General features: G+C 69.8%; 17 protein-coding genes. 4 read left to right on the top strand and 13 right to left on the bottom strand.

The annotated features are described in order from the left end of the window. Positions 1 to 88 precede the first annotated feature (88 nt). Entirely contained in the window at positions 89 to 1132 is a 1044-nt protein-coding gene (locus tag F0U44_RS15695; RefSeq protein WP_149729304.1) for an HPP family protein, read from the top strand. Positions 1133 to 1137: 5 nt separating this feature from the next. Here the strand turns inward: F0U44_RS15695 and F0U44_RS15690 are convergent, their stop codons facing one another. From F0U44_RS15690 to leuS, 3 genes are all read right to left on the bottom strand, one after another. Further along, the gene (locus F0U44_RS15690) at positions 1138 to 1926 is read right to left on the bottom strand and encodes a ComEA family DNA-binding protein (protein WP_149729303.1); all 789 of its coding nucleotides are present in this window, start codon (positions 1924 to 1926) and stop codon (positions 1138 to 1140) included. A gap of 100 nt (positions 1927 to 2026) precedes the next feature. Then, entirely contained in the window at positions 2027 to 2890 is an 864-nt protein-coding gene (locus F0U44_RS15685) for a DegV family protein (protein ID WP_149729302.1), read from the bottom strand. Between the two features lie 49 nt (positions 2891 to 2939). After that, positions 2940 to 5423, bottom strand: coding sequence for a leucine--tRNA ligase (leuS, locus tag F0U44_RS15680; protein WP_149729301.1), 2484 nt, complete (start codon positions 5421 to 5423; stop codon positions 2940 to 2942). Positions 5424 to 5606: 183 nt separating this feature from the next. Here leuS and F0U44_RS15675 point away from each other — a divergent pair, with 183 nt between their 5' ends. Next, a complete protein-coding gene (locus tag F0U44_RS15675; RefSeq protein ID WP_149729300.1) occupies positions 5607 to 6026 on the top strand; it encodes a pyridoxamine 5'-phosphate oxidase family protein in 420 nt (139 codons plus the stop codon). A gap of 12 nt (positions 6027 to 6038) precedes the next feature. On the opposite strand, the gene F0U44_RS15670 is transcribed toward F0U44_RS15675, so the two are convergent. Continuing rightward, positions 6039 to 8171, bottom strand: coding sequence for a PhoX family protein (locus tag F0U44_RS15670; RefSeq protein ID WP_149729299.1), 2133 nt, complete (start codon positions 8169 to 8171; stop codon positions 6039 to 6041). 62 nt (positions 8172 to 8233) lie between these two features. Then, entirely contained in the window at positions 8234 to 9829 is a 1596-nt protein-coding gene (locus F0U44_RS15665; protein WP_149729298.1) for an AMP-binding protein, read from the bottom strand. 221 nt (positions 9830 to 10050) lie between these two features. Between F0U44_RS15665 and F0U44_RS15660 the strand changes: the two genes are divergently transcribed. Together F0U44_RS15660 and F0U44_RS15655 are read left to right on the top strand one after the other, a co-directional pair. Further along, on the top strand, positions 10051 to 10413 hold the full coding sequence (locus tag F0U44_RS15660; RefSeq protein WP_149729297.1) for a hypothetical protein: 363 nt from the start codon (positions 10051 to 10053) through the stop codon (positions 10411 to 10413). 165 nt (positions 10414 to 10578) lie between these two features. Then, positions 10579 to 11274 carry a response regulator gene (locus F0U44_RS15655; protein ID WP_246160528.1) on the top strand — a complete coding sequence of 232 codons (696 nt, stop codon included), beginning with the start codon at positions 10579 to 10581 and terminating at the stop codon, positions 11272 to 11274. Positions 11275 to 11400: 126 nt separating this feature from the next. Here F0U44_RS15655 and F0U44_RS15650 read toward each other — a convergent pair whose 3' ends face one another. The 8 genes from F0U44_RS15650 to flgN form a co-directional block, all read right to left on the bottom strand. Further along, the gene (locus F0U44_RS15650) at positions 11401 to 13842 is read right to left on the bottom strand and encodes a GAF domain-containing protein (protein ID WP_149729296.1); all 2442 of its coding nucleotides are present in this window, start codon (positions 13840 to 13842) and stop codon (positions 11401 to 11403) included. After that, complete coding sequence (locus F0U44_RS15645) at positions 13839 to 14309, bottom strand: chemotaxis protein CheW (protein ID WP_149729295.1); 471 nt, start codon at positions 14307 to 14309, stop codon at positions 13839 to 13841. Before F0U44_RS15645 ends, F0U44_RS15650 begins: the two co-directional genes overlap by 4 nt. Beyond that, a complete protein-coding gene (locus F0U44_RS15640; protein ID WP_149729294.1) occupies positions 14306 to 16528 on the bottom strand; it encodes a chemotaxis protein CheA in 2223 nt (740 codons plus the stop codon). The genes F0U44_RS15645 and F0U44_RS15640 overlap by 4 nt, the downstream gene beginning before the upstream one ends. A 105-nt stretch (positions 16529 to 16633) precedes the next feature. Next, positions 16634 to 16867 carry a carbon storage regulator CsrA gene (csrA, locus tag F0U44_RS15635; RefSeq protein WP_149729293.1) on the bottom strand — a complete coding sequence of 78 codons (234 nt, stop codon included), beginning with the start codon at positions 16865 to 16867 and terminating at the stop codon, positions 16634 to 16636. Between the two features lie 9 nt (positions 16868 to 16876). Next, positions 16877 to 17299: a flagellar assembly protein FliW gene (fliW, locus tag F0U44_RS15630; RefSeq protein WP_149729292.1), complete on the bottom strand. Its 423-nt coding sequence runs from the start codon at positions 17297 to 17299 to the stop codon at positions 16877 to 16879. Positions 17300 to 17307: 8 nt separating this feature from the next. After that, positions 17308 to 18195 (bottom strand): flagellar hook-associated protein FlgL, encoded by an 888-nt coding sequence (gene flgL / locus F0U44_RS15625; RefSeq protein ID WP_149729291.1) that lies wholly within the window; start codon positions 18193 to 18195, stop codon positions 17308 to 17310. Between the two features lie 8 nt (positions 18196 to 18203). Further along, positions 18204 to 19595: a flagellar hook-associated protein FlgK gene (gene flgK / locus F0U44_RS15620; protein WP_149729290.1), complete on the bottom strand. Its 1392-nt coding sequence runs from the start codon at positions 19593 to 19595 to the stop codon at positions 18204 to 18206. Further along, complete coding sequence (gene flgN / locus F0U44_RS15615) at positions 19595 to 20074, bottom strand: flagellar export chaperone FlgN (protein ID WP_223163713.1); 480 nt, start codon at positions 20072 to 20074, stop codon at positions 19595 to 19597. Before flgN ends, flgK begins: the two co-directional genes overlap by 1 nt. Positions 20075 to 20139: the final 65 nt, after the last annotated feature.

Here is a 20139-nt window from a genome sequence, read left to right as displayed (position 1 = left end):
GCGTGGTCGTTGGTGGGGCCTGTGGACGACACTCCGTCCGGGTGGCGTCTGTGGACGGACATCGGCCCGCTCGGCTTAGGGTCCTGGGGTGACGCGCTACTCCCCCGCCGAGCTCGCCCGCGGCGCCCTCGGCGCGTTGATCGGGATCGCCGTCGCCGGCGCGACCGCCAAGGTCGTGCCTGGAGGGGCCGAGGCGCTGCCCTTCCTCGTCGCACCGATGGGAGCGGCCGCCGTACTGCTCTTCGCCGTGCCGGCCAGCCCGCTCGCCCAACCCTGGCCCGTCATCGGCGGCAACATCATCTCGACGATGGTCGGCCTCGCCGCCCACTGGTTGATCGATGACGTGCTCGCGGCGGCGGCCGTCGGCGTCGGCTCGGCCATCGGCGTGATGATGCTGCTGCGCTGCCTGCACCCACCCGGCGGAGCCTGCGCGCTGCTGGCCGCCACGGCGACACCGGTCATCGACGACCAAGGCCTCGCCTTCGCCGCCCTCCCGGTCGCCGTCAACACCGTCGCGCTGCTGCTCGTCGCGATCGCGGTCAACAACCTGACCGGACGTCGCTATCCCCACCGGGCCGCGCCGGCAGCGCCGACCACCAAGGCCGACGCCGAGCTCGGTATCGGGGCGGCCGACATCGCGTCGGCCATGGCGAGGTTGTCGCAGCGTCTCGACGTCGATCCCGCCGACGTCGTCGCCCTGGTGCAGGACGCCGAGGCCCATGCCCTCGACCGGCGGCTCGGCAGCGTGCCGGTCGCGCGCATCATGAGCACCGACGTCGCCAGCGTGCAGCCGTTCGAGTCGATCTACCGCGCGCGCAAGCTGATCGTCGACCGACAGGTGAAGACGCTCCCCGTGCTCGACCAAGGACAACACGTGGTCGGCGTCGTCTCGATCATCGATCTCTTCACCCGCGACCTGGTCGAGCTCGAGCCGGTCGAGTCGATCATGGTGCGCGACGTCACCACGATCCGCGAGGACACCCCCGTCGGCGACCTGGTGCCGGTCATGACCCAGACCGGTTTCAAGGTCGTCCCGGTGGTCGACGACACGGGCCGGATGGTCGGCATCGTCACGCGCGGCGACCTGATCGCGGTCCTGCACCGTGCCCTCCTGGAGCGCAGCACCGCCTGAGCCGGTCAGACGGTGATGTAGGGCGTGAGCTTGTCGAGAGTCACCTCCCCGATGCCGTCCACCTCGAGCAGTTCGTCGATGCTGGTGAAGCCTCCGTTGGTGTCGCGCCAGGTCACGATCGACTGGGCCGTCACCGGGCCGACGTCGGGGAGCGTCTCGAGCTCGACCGCCGTCGCCGTGTTGAGGTTGACCAGGCTCGGCGGCGCCCCTGGTGGTGGCACGCCGCCCGGCGGCACGACCGCCGGAGCCTGCGCTGCGCCCACCACGATCTGCTCGCCATCGACGAGCACGCGCGCGAGGTTGAGGGTGCTGAGATCCACCCCGCCGCGCTCCCCTCCGGCAGCCTCGAGGGCGTCGACCACCCGCGCACCCGCCGCGAGCACCACGATGCCTGGCCGGCGTACTTTGCCGGTGACGTCGACGGTCACCTCACCGGTTCCCTCCGTCGCAGCTGCGCTGGCCGGCGCGGAGACGTCCACGAGCGGGGACGACGTCGCTCCAGCGGCAACGGGAGCAGTTATCGGTTCGGCCTGATCACGCACCACCCACCAGGCGGTCAGCGCGACTCCGACAGCGACGACCAGTGCCACCACGGTCAGCTGAGAGGCGCCCAGCCCGGGCAGGCCCGGCAGTTCCGCGCTCCACCGGCGCCGCCGCGAGGCGTGCCGCCCCGGCCTCGGCAACGGCGCAGGCGTCGCCCTGCCCTCAGGTGGCTCCGGCGCCCCGAGGTCAGCCGCCAGCAGCGCGAGTCGGCGCGCGGCAGGATCTGGATCGGTCCCACGAGTGCTCCGCATGCCCGGAGGCTAGGAGCGGCATCCGCCGACAGACGTCAGCGAGCAGCCGTCCTGTGGACAGTCCCGGCGTCGCCGTCGGCTGGGGACGGAAAGTGGTCCGTCAGATGCCCGGGAGCAACGGTGCGACGCAGATCGCGAGCATCCCGGGACCGACGTGCGCACCGAGCACCGCGCCGAGCTCGGCGCAGCGCACCTCGCGCCCGTCGAGCTGCTTCTCGAGGCGGTCGGCAAGGCTCGCCGCCAGCGCCTCGGCGCGATCGGCGCTCGCGAGGTGCGCAACGGTCACCTCGACCTGGTCGTCACCGGCGGCCATGACGGCCCGCTCCTCGAGGCGGCTGATCGCCCGACCGGCCGTCCGCACCTTCTCGAGGGTGGTGATGACGCCGTTCTCGATCCCCAGCAACGGCTTGACCGCGAGTGCGCCACCGAACACCGCGGCCGCTCCGCCGATCCGACCACCGCGACGGAGATACTCCAGCGTGTCGACGTAGAAGACCGACGTGACCCGCGCGGCGCGCTCGCGCGCAGCGTCGGCCGCCTCAGCGCGCGTGCCGCCCTTGGCGAGTACGGCGGCAGCCGACTCGACCGCATAGCCGGCCCCGACGCCCACCTGTCGCGTGTCGACGCACGTGACCGGCACCGGGGCGTGCCTGGCCGCCACCTGGGCCGACTCGAACGTCCCGCTCATCTCGCTGGTGAGGTGAACCGACAGGATCTCGGTCGCGCCCTCCTCGGCCAGCCGCCGGTAGAGGTCGGCGAACACCGCTGGCGCCGGACGTGACGTGCTCACGGAGCGCTTCTCGCGCAGCGCGGCAGCCACACAGGCCGGGGAGGCCTCTTCGGCGCCCTCGTCGTAGGACTCGTCGTCGATGATGATCTGGAGCGGCACGACCGTGATGCCCCGGTCGTCGACGACCTCCGCGGGCAGTCCTGCGGCGGAGTCGGTGACGAGCGCGACCGTCATGCGACCGAGGCTAGGGCACGGCGACCAGCGGGCAACACCGTCCGCATACTCAGACGACGATATTGACGAGCTTGGGCGCCTTCACGATCACGCGGCGCACCTCGCGACCGTCGATCGCGCGGACCACGTCGGCGTCTGCCAGGGCCGCAGCCTCCAGGTCGGCCTCCGAGATGTCCGGGGCGACCTCCAGCCGACCGCGCACCTTGCCCTGGATCTGCACGATCGCCGTGACGGTGTCCTCGACCAGCAGCGCAGGGTCGACCGTGGGCCACGGGGCCTGAGCCACGCACGGCTGGTGTCCCAGCCGCTCCCACATCTCCTCGGCGGTGTAGGGCGCGACCATCGACAGCAGCAGGGCGACGGTCTCCGTCGCCTCGCGGACGGCGGGGTCAGCAGGACCGCAACCGGAGTCGATGGCCTTGCGGGTCGCGTTGACCAGCTCCATGATCCGGGCGACCACCACGTTGAAGCGGTAGGACTCCAGCAGCTGTGCGGCGTCGTGCACGGTCTTGTGGGTCAGCTTGCGCAACGTCAGGTCACCGGTCACGGCGTCGACGCCCGGCTCCGAGGTGACGTCGCCCGACAGCCGCCAGGCCCGCTGCAGGAAGCGCAGTGATCCCGCCGGGGACACGTCGGCCCAGTCGATGTTGTCCTCGGGCGGGCTCGCGAAGACCAGGGTCAGCCGGACCGCGTCGACACCGAACTCGTCCAGCTGCGCACCCAGGTTGATCCCGTTGCCCAGCGACTTGCTCATCTTGCGGCCGTTGTTGATGACCTTGCCCTGCGACAGGTAGGCCGTGAACGGCTCGTCCCAGGTGATCAGTCCCATGTCGCGCATCGCCTTGGTGAAGAAGCGCGCGTAGAGCAGGTGCAGCACCGCGTGCTCGTCGCCACCCAGGTAGAAGTCGACCGGACCCCATGCCTCGGCCAGCGCCGGGTCGAATGCCTGCGTGTCGTCGTTCGGCGACAGGTAGCGGAAGAAGTACCAGGACGAGTCGACGAACGTGTCCATCGTGTCGGTGTCGCGCGTCGCGGGACCACCGCAGGCCGGGCAGTCGACGTTGACCCACTCCGTCGCGGCGCCCAGCGGCGAGGTGCCCTTGGGCTTCAGGTCGGCACCGCGCAGCTCCGGCAGCTCGACCGGCAGCTGGTCCTCAGGTACGGCGACCTCGCCGCACGCGGGACAGTGGATGATCGGGATCGGCGCACCCCAGTAGCGCTGCCGCGACAGCAGCCAGTCGCGCAGCCGGAAGTTGACCGTGCCGTTGCCCAGGCCCTTGCTCTCCAGCCAGGCGATGATCGTGGACTTGGCCTCGGCCACGTCCATGCCGTTGAGCGAGATCTCGTCGTTGGCCGAGTTGATCGCGGGACCGGAGCCGGAGTAGGCCTCGCCCTCGAAGTCCGCAGGAGGCTGGACCGTGTGGATGATCGGCAGGTCGAAGGCCTTCGCGAAGTCGTAGTCGCGCTGGTCGCCGCCGGGCACGGCCATGATCGCGCCGGTGCCGTAGTCGGCCAGCACGTAGTCAGCCGCCCACACGGGGATCCGCTCGCCGTTGACGGGATTGACGGCATAGCGGCCCAGGAAGACGCCGGTCTTCGGCCGCTCGGTCGACATCCGGTCGATGTCGGAGGCCTTGCGCACGTCGTCGACGTAGGCCTCGAACGCGCCGCGCTGCTCGTCGGTGCAGATCTCCGCCGCCAGCTTGGCGTCGGCCGCCACGACGAAGAACGTCGCGCCGAACAGGGTGTCGGGGCGCGTCGTGAAGACCGTCACCGGGCCGTGGCCCTCGATCTCGAAGACGACGTGGGCGCCCTCGGAGCGACCGATCCAGTTGCGCTGGGCGTTGACGACCTTGCCGATCCAGCTGTCCTGCAGGTCATCCAGGCAGTCGTAGAGCTCCTGCGCGTAGTGCGTGGTCTTGAAGTACCACTGCGTCAGCTCCTTCTTGGTCACCTCCGCACCACAACGCTCACAGGTACCGTCGGCCAGCACCTGCTCGTTGGCCAGCACGGTCTGGTCCTGCGGACACCAGTTGACGGGGCTGTTCTTGCGGTAGGCCAGACCCTGCTCACGCAGCTTCAGGAACAGCCACTGGGTCCAGTGGTAGTACTCGGGGTCGGACGTGTGCAGCCGGCGCGACCAGTCGAAGCTCACGGCGTAGCGCTTCATCGACTCGTACTGCGTCTCGATGTTGGCGTAGGTGTAGGTCGCGGGGTGCTCGTCGTTGCGGATCGCGGCATTTTCCGCGGGCAGGCCGAAGGAGTCCCAGCCCATCGGGTTGAGGACCTCGTAGCCGCGGAACTTCCAGTAGCGCGACAGCACGTCGTGCAGGGCGAACACCTCTGCATGACCCATGTGCAGGTCGCCGCTCGGGTAGGGGAACATCGTCAGCGCGTAGCGCTTCTCCCGCTCGCCAGCGACGACGGCGGCGTCGTCGGCGCGGAAGGGGTCGATCTGGTCCCAGACGGGCTGCCACTTCTCCTCGACCGCGTGGACGTCGTAGGACGAGGACTCGGGCTGCTGCTCGCTCATGGTTCTCTCTCGGGTGCTCGTGGGGTTCGCTGACCTGCTCCAGACATGAAGAAGCCCCTCGCACAGGGAGGGGCGGCCGCGTCGGGACGTCTGCTACGACGACGCGGCTAGGTAAGAAGCAGGTTCTTCCGCACGGAGTCAGGGTACTCCACCCGGCTTGGCACATCCGAGAGGATTCGGGGCATGGCCTCGTGGACACCCGGCTGGGACGAGTTCCCCGCTCCCCTGCTCGACTTCTGGACCGAACGACACCTCTGCACGCTCACGAGCGTGCGCCCGGACGGGCGGCCGCACTCCGTGCCGGTCGGCGTCGCGCTCGACCACGAGGAGCAGTGCGCCTGGGTCATCACCAACCGCGCATCCAGCAAGGCGCGCCGGATCGCAGCCGCTACGGCTGGCCTCCCCGTCGCCGCCTGCCAGGTCGACGGTCGGCGCTGGTCCACGCTCGAAGGCCACGCCGTGGTGCTCACCGACGCGGAGTCCGTAGAGCGAGCCGTGCAGCAGTACGCCGTCCGCTACCGCGTCCCCCAACCCAACCCCGAGCGGGTCGCGATCAAGATCCAGGTCGCCCGGTTCCTGATGTCGACCTCGCTCGTGGGCTGAGGACCGCGCCCGTCAGCGGGCCTGGTAGGCCACGCAGACCGAGGGGCGCGGGAAGTCGTGGGTGTTGGGCCAGGTGCTGAGAGGTGACTCGAAGACCGCGCCGCTGATCTCGCCGGGGTGCTGGGGGGCGAAGAAGAGCGACTTGTCGCCGTCGTACATCAAGGGACCGCAGGTCTCCGCACCCTTGGGCACCGTGAGGAAGCACTGCACGTGGCCGCGCTCGGCGCCGGCGGTGGGCACGCGGAAGAGGCCGTCGTTCTGACCCAGCGGAGTCGGGGCACCGTCAGTAGCGATCCAGAGGTTGCCCGCCGCGTCGAAGGTGACGTTGTCCGGACAGCTGATGCGGCTGACCTTCGACTTGTCGTAGCCCGCGAAGTAGGTCTCGGGTGAGTCCGGGTCGCCGCACACCAAGAAGAGGTCCCAGGTGAAGGTCCGCCTGGCGTGGTTGTCGCTGCCCGGCGTGATCTCGAGGACGTAGCCGTTGCGGTTGCCCGACTGGGTGACGAGCGGAGCGCCGGGGCTGGTCCGCGTGCCGCAGCTCGTCACGGGGTTGGCCTCGTCGGCAGGGAAGGTCGAGCCACGGTTGGAGTTGTTGGTCAGCGCGGCGTAGACCTTGCCGTTGACCTTGTTGACCTCGACGTCCTCGGGGCGGTCCATCTTGGTGGGGCCGACCAGGTCCGCCGCCTGGCGGGTGAAGACCAGCACCTCCGCGACGGTCATGCCGGGCACGAAGGACTGGGTGTCGCTGGTCAGCGGCAGCCACTCACCGGTGCCGTCGTAGGGCGCCGTCGGCGTGCCCACGTCGTTGCCCGTCACCTTGGCGACGAACAGCGTGCCCTTCGTGAGCAGGGTCTTGTTGTGACGGCGGGCGGCGGCGCTCGCACGCTCGTCGTACTTGTCGGCCGACACGAACTTGTAGAGGTAGTCCCCTCGCTCGTCGTCGCCCATGTAGACGACAGCACGTTTGTCGCCGGAGATGACCGCACACGCACCCTCGTGCTTGAAGCGGCCGAGCATCGTGTGCTTGCGCGGCGCCTGCTCGGGCTTCATCGGGTCGATCTCGACGATCCAGCCGAAGCGGTGGACCTCGTGGGCCTCGGCCTCGAGGTCGAACCGGTCGTCGTACTTGTGCCACTTGCGCGGGTCGCTGCCCGACTTCGCGATGCCGTAGCGGGTGTAGGCGTTGGTCAGCGTCGAGCCGTCGTCGAGCGTGACACCCGTCGGCACCGTGCCCTCGGTGTTGAAGTACTGGTTGAAGTTCTCCTCGCCCGACAGCACGGTCCCCCACGGGGTCGTGCCGCCCGAGCAGTTGTTGAGGGTGCCCTTGATCGCCGTGCCCGAGGGATCGGCGGCCGTCTGCAGCAGCGGGTGCCCGGCGGCCGGGCCGGTGGCCCGGAAGGTCGTGTCAGCGTTGATCCGACGGTTCTTGGTGGCCTTCGCGAGGTTCTTCTCGCGGTACCACGAGCCGGGCACGAGACCCCGCTTGATCTGCACGACCGACAGGCCGTGGGAGTAGATGCCGAACCACGCCATCTGCTCCTCGGTGTAGGCGCCGGTGGGATACATGAGGGTCTGGTCGTCGTACTCGTGATTGACCGTCATCAGCGCCGCGTCGCCGCTGAGCGGGACGACGCTGACGTAGTCGTTGTTGTAGCCGAAGGTCTTCTTCACCGCGTCGAGCGTGAGGTCGTAAGGCGACCAGGCCGGCGCGCCCTCGACGACAGGGTCGCCCCAGCTGATCACCACGTTGTGGTCGAAGCCGTCCGGGAGCACCACCGCGTCGCGACGGTTGGGTGCGACCGACCGAAACTTCGTGCGCGCGAGCGGACCACCCTTGACCGCTGCGGCCGCGAGCGTGCCCGGCGCTGCTGCGGCCGGCGACGCCGCGGAGGCAGCAGCGACCCCGCCGAGCATCAGCGCGCCGGTGCCGGCCGCGGCGCCGCGAAGCACGGACCGGCGAGCGATCGCCTTCGAGATCTCGTCCTGCACGTGGCCGGTCGCCGTCTGGTTCGGCTCGGGGTGGTCGCAGGCGTTCCCACACTTGTAGAGGCAGGTCAGCAGGGATCGCGAGCCGTGGCGGTAGCCCTCCGGCGACACCGGGGTGAGGGACAGCAGCGGACGGTTCTCAGGGCGGGTGGCAGTCATGGCCGGAGCCAAGCCACCGACCCTTACGAACCGCCGCCGCTGTGGTGAAGGGCGGGTGACCGCTAGGCGAAGTCGGCGGCCGTCTTGCCCTTCAGGTCCTTGCGCAGGATCTTGCCGGAGGCCGACTTCGGGATGACCGGGATGAAGTCGACGACGCGCACCTTCTTGTGGGGAGCGACCTTCTCCGCGGTGAACGCCATGACCTCCTCGGCGGTGAGGCTCGCGCCGGGTTGCAGCACGACGAACGCGTGCGGGACCTCGCCAGCGTCCTCGTCGGGGTGCGGCACGACCGCGGCGTCGGCGATCGCCGGGTGGGTCAGCAGGACGGCCTCGAGCTCGGCCGGGGGCACCTGGTAGCCCTTGTACTTGATGAGCTCCTTGAGCCGGTCGACGACGTAGACCTCGCCCTCGGGACCGACCTCGACGATGTCACCGGTGTGCAGGTAGCCGTCGGCGTCGATGGTCTCGTTGGTCGCCTCCTCGTTGCCGAGGTAGCCGACCATCACGCCTGGGCCCTTGATCCACAGCTCGCCAGGTGCGGTGCGGCCACCGGGGACGGCCACGATCTCCTCGCCGGTGCCGGTGTCCATGACCTTGAACTCGACGTTGGCGACGGCGAGGCCGACCGACCCGATCGAGAGATCGCCCCGGTCGAGGGGCAGCGCGTGCGACACCGGGCTGAGCTCGGTCATGCCGTAGCCCTGGAGCATGCCGCAGCCGAGACGCGCCTTCACGGCCTCGCCGAGAGCCTCGTCGAGCGGGGCGGCGCCGCTCAGGACCGCGCGGACGCTCGAGGTGTCGATCGCGTCGACCGCGGGGTGCTTCGCGAGCGCGACGGCCATCGGCGGCGCGATGTAGAGGAAGCTGATCCGCTGCTCGTGGATGAGGCGCAGGAACTCGTCGAGGTCGAACCGCGGCATCGTGACGAGCTTGGCCCGCACGCGCAGGGTGACGCTCATGATCACGTTCATGCCGTAGATGTGGAAGAACGGCAGCACGGCCAGTACGACGTCGTCGGGCTGCTCCGCGATCGCCGACATCGACTGCAGCACGTTGGCCACCAGGTTGCGGTGGGTGAGCATGACGCCCTTGGCCTTGCCGGTGGTGCCCGAGGAGTAGGGCAGCACCGCGAGGTGGGTCGCCGGGTCGATGGTGACGTCCGGTGCGGCGTGCCCCTCGGACAGCAGGTCCATCAGCGACTCGTGTCCCTCGGCGCCGTCGAGCACGGTGACCTTGTCGGCCTCGATCCCGACCTCCGCACAGCCGGCGAGCGCGCCGGGAAGGAGTGGGGAGACGGTGACGTAGCGGATCGCGCCGGAGTCGCGGAGCTGGTTGGCGATCTCGGGGGCCGTGTAGAGCGAGTTGATCGTCGTGGCGGTCGCCCCCGCGCGCAGGATGCCGTGGAAGGCGATCACGAAGGCGGTCGTGTTGGGGCAGTGCAGCGCGACCACGTCGCCCGGCTGGACCCCGCGCGCCGCCAGAGCACCGGCGAACGCGTCGATGCGGGCGCGCAGGTCGCCGTAGGTCGTCTCGGTCCCGCTCAGCGAGTCGTAGACCGCCGGGCGGCCGAGCTCGTCGTCGGCGAGACCGGCGAAGAGGAAGTCGTAAAGGCTCACGTCGGGGATGTCGACGTCAGCGAAGGGGCTCTTGAACGGCACGGCAATCGGTCCTCTCGGGCATTCCGGTGTCTCTCCGACGAACCGTAGCGTCGCTCAGGGGTCCCGGCGCCGTGCCGCCGCACAAGGAAGCGTGCGCGGCGTTGTGCCGGAGTACACATCTCCCGGGACCGATTCGACCAGAAACCGGGACTTCAGTCCCATAACAGGCGCGGAGCCCGTCTCGTTGATCGTTTCGACCGAGGGGATCGAGGGAGGCCACCGTGGAACAGATCGAGCTTGAGCTGAGCGGGTTCACCCTGCGCAGCCGCTCCGTCGGGGTGAGCCACACCGCCGCCGGGCTGTCACGCGGCCTCGAGCCGGGCGAGCCGGTCGTGGTGAACGACCCGACCTCCGGCCTCTTCTACGCAGCCATGGTCGCTGACATCGACTTCTCCCTCGACGACACCACCTACCGGATCGAGATCGGCTCCCGCCTCGCGCCCGAGGAGGCGGAGGACTGGCTCGCACCCGATCCCCTCCACGGCGAGGACGAGCTGACGGTGCACGACCTCATGAAGCTCCTCGGTGAGCTCCGCCAGAGCCGTCGGGTCCTCCAGGCCCTCGAGGACGACGTCGCTCGCTGACCCGCCTTCGTAATGCGAAAACGCGCTCCGTGTTGTCCTTACGGAGCCCGTCCCTAGTCAGATCGGGTGACCCCGTCAGGGACGAGCGAGCAGAAGATCGGGATGCACGGGCAAATCGGAACCGATCGGGCCTCAGAGACCGTCCCAGGCCGTCATGGTTGCCTCGTGCCAGACAAAACGCCGATCCGCGTCTACCTCCTCGATGACCACTTCATCGTGCGTCGAGGGCTCGCCAGCCTGCTCGAGGCCGAGCCCGACATCGAGATCGTCGGGGAGTCCGGAAGCGCGAGCCAGGCCCTCGAGGAGATCCTCGCCCTGAGGCCCGACGTGGCCGTGCTCGACGCACACCTGGCCGACGGCAACGGCTTGGACGTGTGCCGGGAGATGCGCGCGGTCGACCCGGCGATCAAGGCCATGATCCTGACGAGCTACCAGGACGACGACGCGATCTCGTCCGCGATCCTGGCCGGAGCGGCCGGCTACGTGCTCAAGCAGATCGAGGGCGACTCGCTGGTCAGCGGCATCCGCCTCGTCGCGAGCGGACACTCGCTCATCGACCGCTCGGTCGCGGCACGCGTCCTGGAGCAGGTCGAGTTCCACAAGCGCTCGCTGCAGGTCATCTCTGACCTGACCCCGCAGCAGAGCAAGATCTTGTTCCTCATCGCCGACGGCCTCACCAACCGGGAGATCGCCGAGCGGCTCTTCCTGGCCGAGAAGACCGTGAAGAACCACGTCACCGCGCTGCTCAGCCGGCTCGGGGTCGCGCACCGCACGCAGGCGGCCCTGCTCGCCCAGCGGTTGCGCGGCGAGAGCCCAATGACCCTCAACGCCGCCAACGGCACCCGTCGCGGCGTCGGCTGAGTCGCCGCGCTGCTGCTGACCCACCACAGACGTCGTCGGCGGCCGTCCTCCCCACAGGGCGGCCGACGGCGTACAACACGAAGGCCCCGGGATCGTTGATCCCGGGGCCTTCGTGGTGGGGTCGGGTCAGACCTCGAAGCGACCGACCAGGTCCTTGAGCTGCGAGGAGATGTCGGTCAGCTGCGTGGCCGACTCGAGGGTCTCCTGCGCACCCTGGCGGGTCTCGGCGGCAGCCGATGCGACCTGGGTGACGTCCTCGGCGATGCCGTTGGCTCCCGCCGCCGCCTCCGTCACCGACCGGGCGATCTCGTTGGTCGTGGCCGTCTGCTCCTCGACAGCGGAGGCGATCGTCGTCTGGATGTCGTTGATCCGGGCGATGACCTCGGCGATCCGGCTGATGGCCGAGACCGCACCCTGCGTGTCGTTCTGGATCGCCTCGATCTTCTGGCCGATGTCCTCGGTCGCCTTGGCGGTCTCCTTCGCGAGCTCCTTGACCTCGTTGGCCACGACCGCGAAGCCCTTGCCGGCGTCACCGGCGCGAGCAGCCTCGATCGTCGCGTTGAGGGCGAGCAGGTTGGTCTGCTGCGCGATCGAGGTGATCACCTTGATCACCTGACCGATCTCGGCCGACGACTCGCCCAGCGAGGCCACCGTGGCCTCCGCACCGCCGGCGACGTTGACCGCGTCGGTGGCGACCGCCGCCGCCTCGGTCGCGTTCTTGGCGATCTCGCGGATGCTGGCCGTCATCTCCTCGGCCGCCGTGGCGACGGTCTGGATGGATGCCGACACCTGGACCGAGGCGGTGGACGCCGAGCCGGCACGGTCCGAGGTGAGCGTGGCGCCCTCCCCCATCCCCTGCGACAGGCTCGTCAACTGGCCGGCCGAGGTCGCGAGCGCCTCCGCCGTCCGGCTGATGTCACCCATGCTCGAGCGCATGGTGTTGAGCAGCGAACGAAGGCCCGTGGCCACCTGGCCGATGGAGTCGGTGCCCTCGATGTCGATCTCGCGGGTGAGGTCGCCCTCGGCGGCCGCCGAGACGACGCTCAGGATCTGCTCGACCTTGACCTGAAGGGTCGCGGCGGCCTCCCGCTCCTCGGTGTCCTTCTGGATCCGTTCCAGCGCCGAGGAGACCAGCCGGCCGACGTTGCGCAGCGCGTCGAGGCGCTGCGGCGACGGGTCGAGGGTCTCGGTGGCGAAGAAGTCCATCGTGCCCACGACCTCGCCCTTCAGCGTGATCGGGAAGCACACCCCCGACTTCACGCCGACCTGCTGGGCCACGGGCGCCCGCACGCAGTCGGTCATCTCACCGATGTCGGCGGTGAAGAACAGGTCCTTCTGCGCCCACGTCCGGCCCGACAGGCCGACCCCCTCGGCGAAGGACGCCTCCAGCGTCACCTTCCGGAACTCCGGACCGGCGTCGCCGGACTCCCGCACGAAACGGAGCTTGCGGTCGGCGTCGTCGACGGCCCAGTAGGAGCCGTAAGCCCAGCCGAACTCGCGTCGTACCGTGTCCAGGGCCACCTGGACCGCACCCGACACCGAGGACTCGCCCGACAGCGCGGAGAGGACCTGGTTGACCGCAGCAGTGTCCGCTGCGGACTCGCGCTCGTCGGTGTCCTTCTTGATCCGCTCCAGCGCCGAGGAGACCAGCCGGCCGACGTTGCGCAGCGCGTCGAGGCGCTGGGGCGAGGGCTCGAGGGTCTCGGTGGCGAAGAAGTCCATCGTGCCGATGACCTCGCCCTTGAGCATGATCGGGAAGCACACACCGGACTTCACGCCGACCTTCTGGGCGACGGGCGCCCGCACGCAGTCGGTCATCTCGCCGATGTCGGCGGTGAAGAACAGGTCCTTCTGCGCCCACGTGCGGCCCGAGAGGCCCACGCCCTCGGCGAAGGACGCCTCCAGCGTCACCTTGCGGAACTCCGGGCCGGCGTCGCCGGACTCCCGGACGAACTTCAGCTTGTGATCGGACTTGTCGACGGCCCAGTAGGAGCCGTAGGCCCAACCGAACTCGCGTCGCACCGTGTCGAGCGCCACCTGGACGGCCCCGTCGACGCCCGACTCGTTGGCGAGCGCCGAGAGGATCAGGTTGACGGCCTTGGTGTCCGCGGCCGACTCGTCGTTCTCCCGCTCGAGACGGAGCTTCTCGGTGACGACCTCCCACGTCGCCATCGCACCGATGTAGTTGCCGTCCGCGTCGCGAATGGCCGAGACCAGCAGATCGAGGGTCGCGGGGCCGACCTTGATGTTGGCGCGGCGAGGCAGTTCGTTCTCGTCCGCGAGGATGCCGCGCTGGTAGCCCGGGTCCTTGTGGAAGACATCGAGGCTGGAACCGACGACGTCGTCGGCCTTGACCGGGAGGAACTCCTCGAGCCCGCGCAGCGTCTCGAGCGAGGCCGGGTTCATGTAGGTGATGGTGAAGTCACGGTCGGCGAACATCATGTTCGTCGGGCTGTTCTCCATCATCGATCGGAACATCACGTCCTGGTCTGATGCGGCCTTCTTGGCCGTGGATCGGGACGACGTGCGTCCGTTCACCGCAGGCGGGATGGTGTCGAGCTCGGTCATGGGTTCCCTCCGGTTGTTTCAGGGGTCACGTCCAGCGCCCGGTCGGCGTCGAGGACGAGCAGGATGGCGTGAGGCAGGGTGCGGACGCCCTGGACGACGTCACGGACGACGTTGGGCATGGTCGACGGGACGGACTGGAGCTCCAGGTCGGCGACGTCGATGACGTCGCCGATGTCGTCGACCAGGATGCTGACGATCTCGCCGCGGCTGCGGACGATCACGTTCATCGGCAGTCGGTCGTCCTCCCGGTTGGGGAGGCCGAGCCGGACCCGCAGGTCGACCGCCGTGACGATCTGGCCGCGCAGGTTGATGAGCCCCGAGACCGCCTCGTGAGCGCGGGGCACCCAGGTCATCGGCTGGTGCCGGAGGACCTCCTGGACGTGGTCGACGGCGATGCCGAAGAAGAGGTCGTCGACCCAGAACGTGCAGTACTGGCCGGCAGTGGTCGCGGTCGCGGTCCCGGTCATGACGCCACCACCGCCTCGAGGTCGACCAGGTCGGTCACGAAGCCCTGCACGACGGCAGAGCCCAGTACGCCGGACCGGGCGCCGACCGTCGACCTGACCACCTCGGTCTCGACGACGTCGAGGACCCGGTCGATGACGATGCCGACCGAGCGGTCGCCCATCTCGTGCACCACCACGGCGATCTCCTCCGCGTCCAGAGAGCTGTCGGTGAGGTCGATCCGCGGTGCGAGCCGGACCAGGGGAAGCAGTCCGCCTCGGTACTGCACGACCTCGACGTTGCCGCTGCGTTCGATACGTGCGGCGGGGATCTCCTCCAGGCGGGCCACCTCGGCCAGCGGGAGTGCTGCGCGCCGGCCGCCGCCGACCTCGAGGACGAGCAGCGCGATGGCGTCACTGGACGCATCGGCACGGTGGTCGTTGCGACCGAGGTCGATCGCACCGACGCCCTGGGACTTGGCGAGTCCGGCCACGTCGAGGATCAGCGCGACCCGGCCGTCGCCCATGATCGTGGCTCCGGCATACATGCCCAGGTTCTTGAGCTGCCGGCCGATCGGCTTCACGACGATCTCCTGGGTGTCGTGCACCTCGGAGACGCACAACCCGAAGCGGGTGTCGTCGCTCTGCAGCACGACCACCGTCACGGCGCCGGTCTGTTCGACGACGCCCCCGAGGGCCTCGGACAGATGGACGAGCGGCAGCAGGTCGCCGCGGAGCCTCAGCACCGGCGCGCCGGCGAGGTGCTCCACGTCGCGACCGAGCTCGTCGCCCTCGATCCGCACGAGCTCCACCAGGTTGGCCTGCGGGATCGCGTAGCGCTCCCCGCCTTCGGCCACGACCAGCGCTGGGATGATCGCCAGCGTCAGCGGGATCCGGACCCGGCAGGTGGTTCCGCGGCCCGGCTCGGACTGGACGTCGACGGTGCCGCCGATCCGCTCGATGTTGGTACGGACCACGTCCATCCCGACGCCGCGCCCGGAGACGTTGGTGACCTCCGGAGCCGTGGAGAACCCCGGACGGAAGATGAGCCCGTAGATCTCACGGGTGTCCATGCGGGACAGCTGGTCGCGGGTGATCACGCCCCGTTTGAGCGCGACCTCCGCGATCTTGCCGGGGTCCATGCCGGCGCCGTCGTCGGTGATCTCCACGACGACCTGACCCGACTCGTGGAAGGCGCGGAGCAGCACGCTGCCCTTGCGCGGCTTCCCCGCCAGCTCGCGGTCGTCCGGACGCTCGATGCCGTGGTCCATCGCGTTGCGGACCAGGTGGGTCAGCGGGTCCTTGACCGCCTCGAGGAGGCTGCGGTCGAGCTCGGTGTCGTGACCCTCCATCGAGAGCTCGACCTCACGACCGAGCTGGTGGGCAAGGTCGCGGACGACGCGCGGCATCTTCGACCAGACCTGGCCGATGGGCTGCATCCGGGTCCGCATGACCGACTCCTGCAGCTCGCTCGCGACCAGGTCAAGGCGCTGGCTGGCACGCACCAGCTCCACGTCCTCGTGGCTGTCGGAGCGCTGCAGGATCTGGTTGCGGGTCAGCACGAGCTCGCCGACCAGCTGGACGAGGTTGTCGAGCAGGTCGACGTCGACCCGCACCGACGCGTCGACGACGGTGCGCCGTTCGATGCCGTCCCACTCGTTCGGGGCGGCCCCGGCCACCGGCTCCTCGGCCGACTCCTCGGCCACCGGCTCCTCGGCCGACTCCTCGGCCGCCGGCTCCTCGATCTCTTCGAGGACGGGCTCGACGACGGGCTCCTCGGTCGACTCGACCGCGACGGCCTCCTCGGCAACGACGTCCGGCACGACGTCCGGTACGACGACCGGTGCCGCATCGGCGACGAGCAAGGCCTCGATCTCGGCGACGACCGGGTCGACGTCCACGCTGGGGTCGGCGTCGCTGCTGGTGCGCTCGACCACGTCGAGCAGCGCGCGGACGGTGTCGACCATCCGCAGCAGCGAACTCGTGATCTCCGGCGTCATCTGCTTCTCGCCGTCGCGGAGCCGCGAGAGCAGCGTCTCGCCGACGTGCGTCAGGCGCTCGAGTCGGCCCAGGGCAAGGAATCCCGACGTGCCTTTGATGGTGTGGATGGTGCGGAAGATCCCCGACAGCACCTCACGTGAGTCCGGCTGCTGCTCCAGCTCCACGAGGTCCCGGTCGAGCTGGTCGAGGTTCTCGTGGGACTCCACGAGGAACTCGGCGATGATCTCGGCTTCGTCGTCCATGTGCCCTCCCTTCGCTGGGCCCTATCGGCAGCGCCGGATGGGGCTTGAGCAAGAGAGGTGCTCAGAGTCGTCAGCGGTCCCGGGCCGTCCCGGGACGCGGGGGGTTCAGCCGCGCTTGCGGAGGGCCTCGCTGAGCGAGGCGACCACCTTGGCGGGCGGGGATGCCGAGTCGGCGTTGGAGTCGGCGAGCTCGGCGAGGAGCTCAGCCCGGTGGACGCTGACCGAGCGCGGCGCGTCGATGCCGACGCGGACCACGTCGCCGCGCACGTCCAGGACCGTGATCGTGATGTCGTCGCCGACGACGACGCTTTCGCCGATACGGCGTGAGAGGACCAGCACGAGGCGAGGCTACGCCACCAGAGGTGCTGCCAGCGGGAGATCGGGGTCCTCGAGGATGACCTGACTCGCGCGGCGGGTGACCAGGTTGACCAGGAGCGGCGCCCGGAGGTTGACCGTGGTGTCGGCGAGCGACTGCCCCGCGCGCACCACCAGCAGGACCAGCACGTCATCGCCCGACGCGATGCCGAGCTCCTCGACCACGTTGTCGTCGACCTCGGGCGCGTAGTCCGGGTAGAACGGCGCCGGCGGCACGACCACGAACTGGAGGTCGTCGCGGCTGAGCGACCGGAAGGAGTGCAGGACACCGGCGTCGTCGAGGCGCACCAGCGCGAACCGCAGGTCGTCGGGGAAGCCCGGCATCGCCCGCACCAGCTCGATGACCGGGAGGTCGACGCCGTCCGCTGCCGCGCCGCCGGCGTCCTGTGCATCCATGAGCGCGATCATCGCAGGAAGTCGATCAGGCTGGGCTGCAGGACGCGCGAGGTCGCTGCGAGGGCCGCCTGATAGGCCACCTCCTGCAGCTGGAGGTCGACCGCCGCCTGGGCGAGATCGGTGTTCTCGAGGGTGCTGAGCGTGGCGGCCAGCGACTGGCGCATGGAGACCGAAGTCGCGTCGGCGGTCTCGATCCGGGCGTAGCGCGTGCCTGCGGCGGTGCGCGCCGACACCACGGTGTCGAGCCGGGCGGCGAGGTCGTTGATCGAGGACCGGATCGTGACACCGTCACCGGCACGAAGCGCTGTCGCCAGGTCGTCGAGCTCGGCGAACACCGAGGCCGCGCCGTCCCCGAAGACGTCCCGCCCGTCGACGTCGACCTGGACGGTCACGCCGTCGGCCACCCGACGAGTGACGTCACCGGGGACACCGATGTAGGTCCCCGTGTCGTCGTAGGCTCGACTGCCGGCGGTGATGCCGCCGAACACCGGCCGGCCCAGGTAGGTCGAGTTGGCCGTGGCGACGAGACCGGCGCGGATGTCCTCCACCTCGATCGCGAGGGCTTCCCGCGCGGTCTGTCCGACCGCCGCGGTGTTGGCGCCCTGCAGAGCAAGGTCACGAGCTCGCCGTACGGCGTCGGTGGCGTTGCTGAGCGTCGTGTCCACCTGGCCGAGCCAGCCGACGCCGTCCTGGGCGTTGCGGGAGTACTGCTCCTGCTCCGCCATGGAGGCGCGCACGCGCATGGCGGCGGTGACACTGGTCGGGTCGTCCGAGGGCCGGTTGAGGACCCGGCCGGTCGAGAGCTGTTCCTGCACCTTGGCGAGCCGTCCGAGGCCCAGCTGCAGGTAGTCGAGCGAGGTCTGGCTGAGCATCCGGTGCGTGACGCGTCCGTTCATGGTCCCGGTCACCTCCCTACGATCCCGGTGCGGTTGATCAGGGTGTCGAGCATCTCGTCCACGGCCGTCATCAGCCGGGCCGCCGCCTCGTAGGCGTGCTGCGCGGAGACCAGGTTGACGGTCTCCTCGTCGAGGTTGACGCCGGCCTGCTGCTCCCAGGACGCCTGGATCGAAGCGGTGAGCGCTGCTTGGTTGGCCCGTTGCCGATCGACCGCGTCGACCTGGGAGCCGAAGCTGTTGACCAACCGCTGGTAGTCGGCGTCGGCCGTGCCCGCGGTGCCGAGCAGGTCGGCGTTGCCGCCGTCGAGGGTGCCGCCGGCGACGGACGCCGCAGCGACCAGGTCCCCGTCGGTGATCGCGACGCTGAGCGTGGCTGCGGGATCGGCCGGGTCGTAGGCGAAGAAGGCTCCGCCGGCGTTGCCGGCGAGGTCGTAGCCCGCGGCGTGCTGCGCGTTGACAGTGTCGGCGAAGTCGCGGACCACCTGGTCGAGGCCGGCTCGGTAGGTCGGGAGCGTGTCGGACAGCAGGTGGTGCATGCCGCCGATCTCCCCGCCGAGCGGCGTCGGCACTGCGGTCGGACCACCGAGGTCGATCTGGAAGGTGATGGGGTTGCCGTCTGCGTCACCGGTCGGCGTCACCCCGGTCGCGATCGCCAGCGTGCCCGCCTGCCGGCCCGAGACCAGGTCCACTCCCCCGACGGTCACGTCGAACATGCCGTCGGACCGCACCGTCGTCACGGCTCCGGCCTGCTGCGCGAGCTGGAGAGCCAGGGCGTCGCGCTGGTCCCGCAAGGTGCTGGTGTCGCTGCCGTTGACGTCGGCGGCGAGGATCTCCCGGTTGAGGTCGGCGAGCTCGGCCGCAGCCGTGTTGATCTCCCCGACGACGTTGACCAGGCGGAGCCGCTGGTCGGCCTCCTCACCGGCGACGTTGTTCACCTGGGTGTGGATCGCATCGGCCAACGTCGCTGCCCGACTCAGCACCTGCTGACGAGCAGCGTCACCGCCCGGGTTGAGGGTCAGGTCGTGCCAGGCACCGCGGTAGGCCGACAACGCGGCGGCGACTCCGTTGGGGCCCGGCTCGCCGATCCCGTTGTCGACGTGCTGCAGCGCCGTCGACGTCGTCTGCAGGTAGCTCAGACCCGCCTCTTCGCGGCGGACCCGCCGGTCGAGCAGCGGGTCGACCATCCGGTTGACCGACGCCACGCCGACCCCGTCGCCGTAGCCGTCGTAGCGCGACCACAGCGCGACATGGGAGGCCTCCATCGACTCGCCGACCAGGCTTCGCCGGACGTAGCCCTTGGTCGCCGCGTTGGCGATGTTGTTGCCGGCCACGTCGAGGGCAACGCGCTGATAACGCAGCGCTGTCAGCGCAGTGTTGACGCTGCTGAAGGTCCCGGTCATCACAGGGTCCTGTCGACCAGGCCGGTGCGAGGCGCTCCCACCACGGCCGCGCCGTCCTGGGTGTAGCCCTCGGGACCGGCGCCGACGATGCCGAGCAGGGTCGCGCGCGCGGACCGGAAGCCGGCGGTGAGGAGCTCGTGGTTGTCCTCCGACAACTGGGCGATCTCCCGCGCGGCCGCGACGAAAGCGTCGCGGTGCTCCAGCAGCAGGGAGCCCCAGGGGTCGGGCGCGGCGGCGGCGAGCGTCGCCAACGACGAGTCGGCGCTGAGTCCGAGGTCGGCGGCGGCCTCGTCGGCCGCGACCGCGCGCAGCACCTCGGTCTCACGGATGGTGGCGAGCACGTCCTCGATCTCCCGGGTGGCGTTGATGAGCCACCGGGTGCGACCGCTGGCAAGCACCAGCCGCTCGACCTCGAGCTTGTACGACAGGAGCTCCATCAGCTCGCGCTCCCGCCACAGGATCAGCGACAGCTTTTCCACGACGTTCCTTCCCGGATGTCCCCACGACAGAATCTGCGTTTCCCATCGCCCGCTGGTGAGCAGAC

The organism is Nocardioides humilatus (genome assembly GCF_008373755.1).
GTDB lineage: Bacteria > Actinomycetota > Actinomycetes > Propionibacteriales > Nocardioidaceae > Nocardioides > Nocardioides humilatus.
Note: the sequence above shows the minus strand (reverse complement) of the source record. Positions and strands in the feature narration are given on the sequence as shown.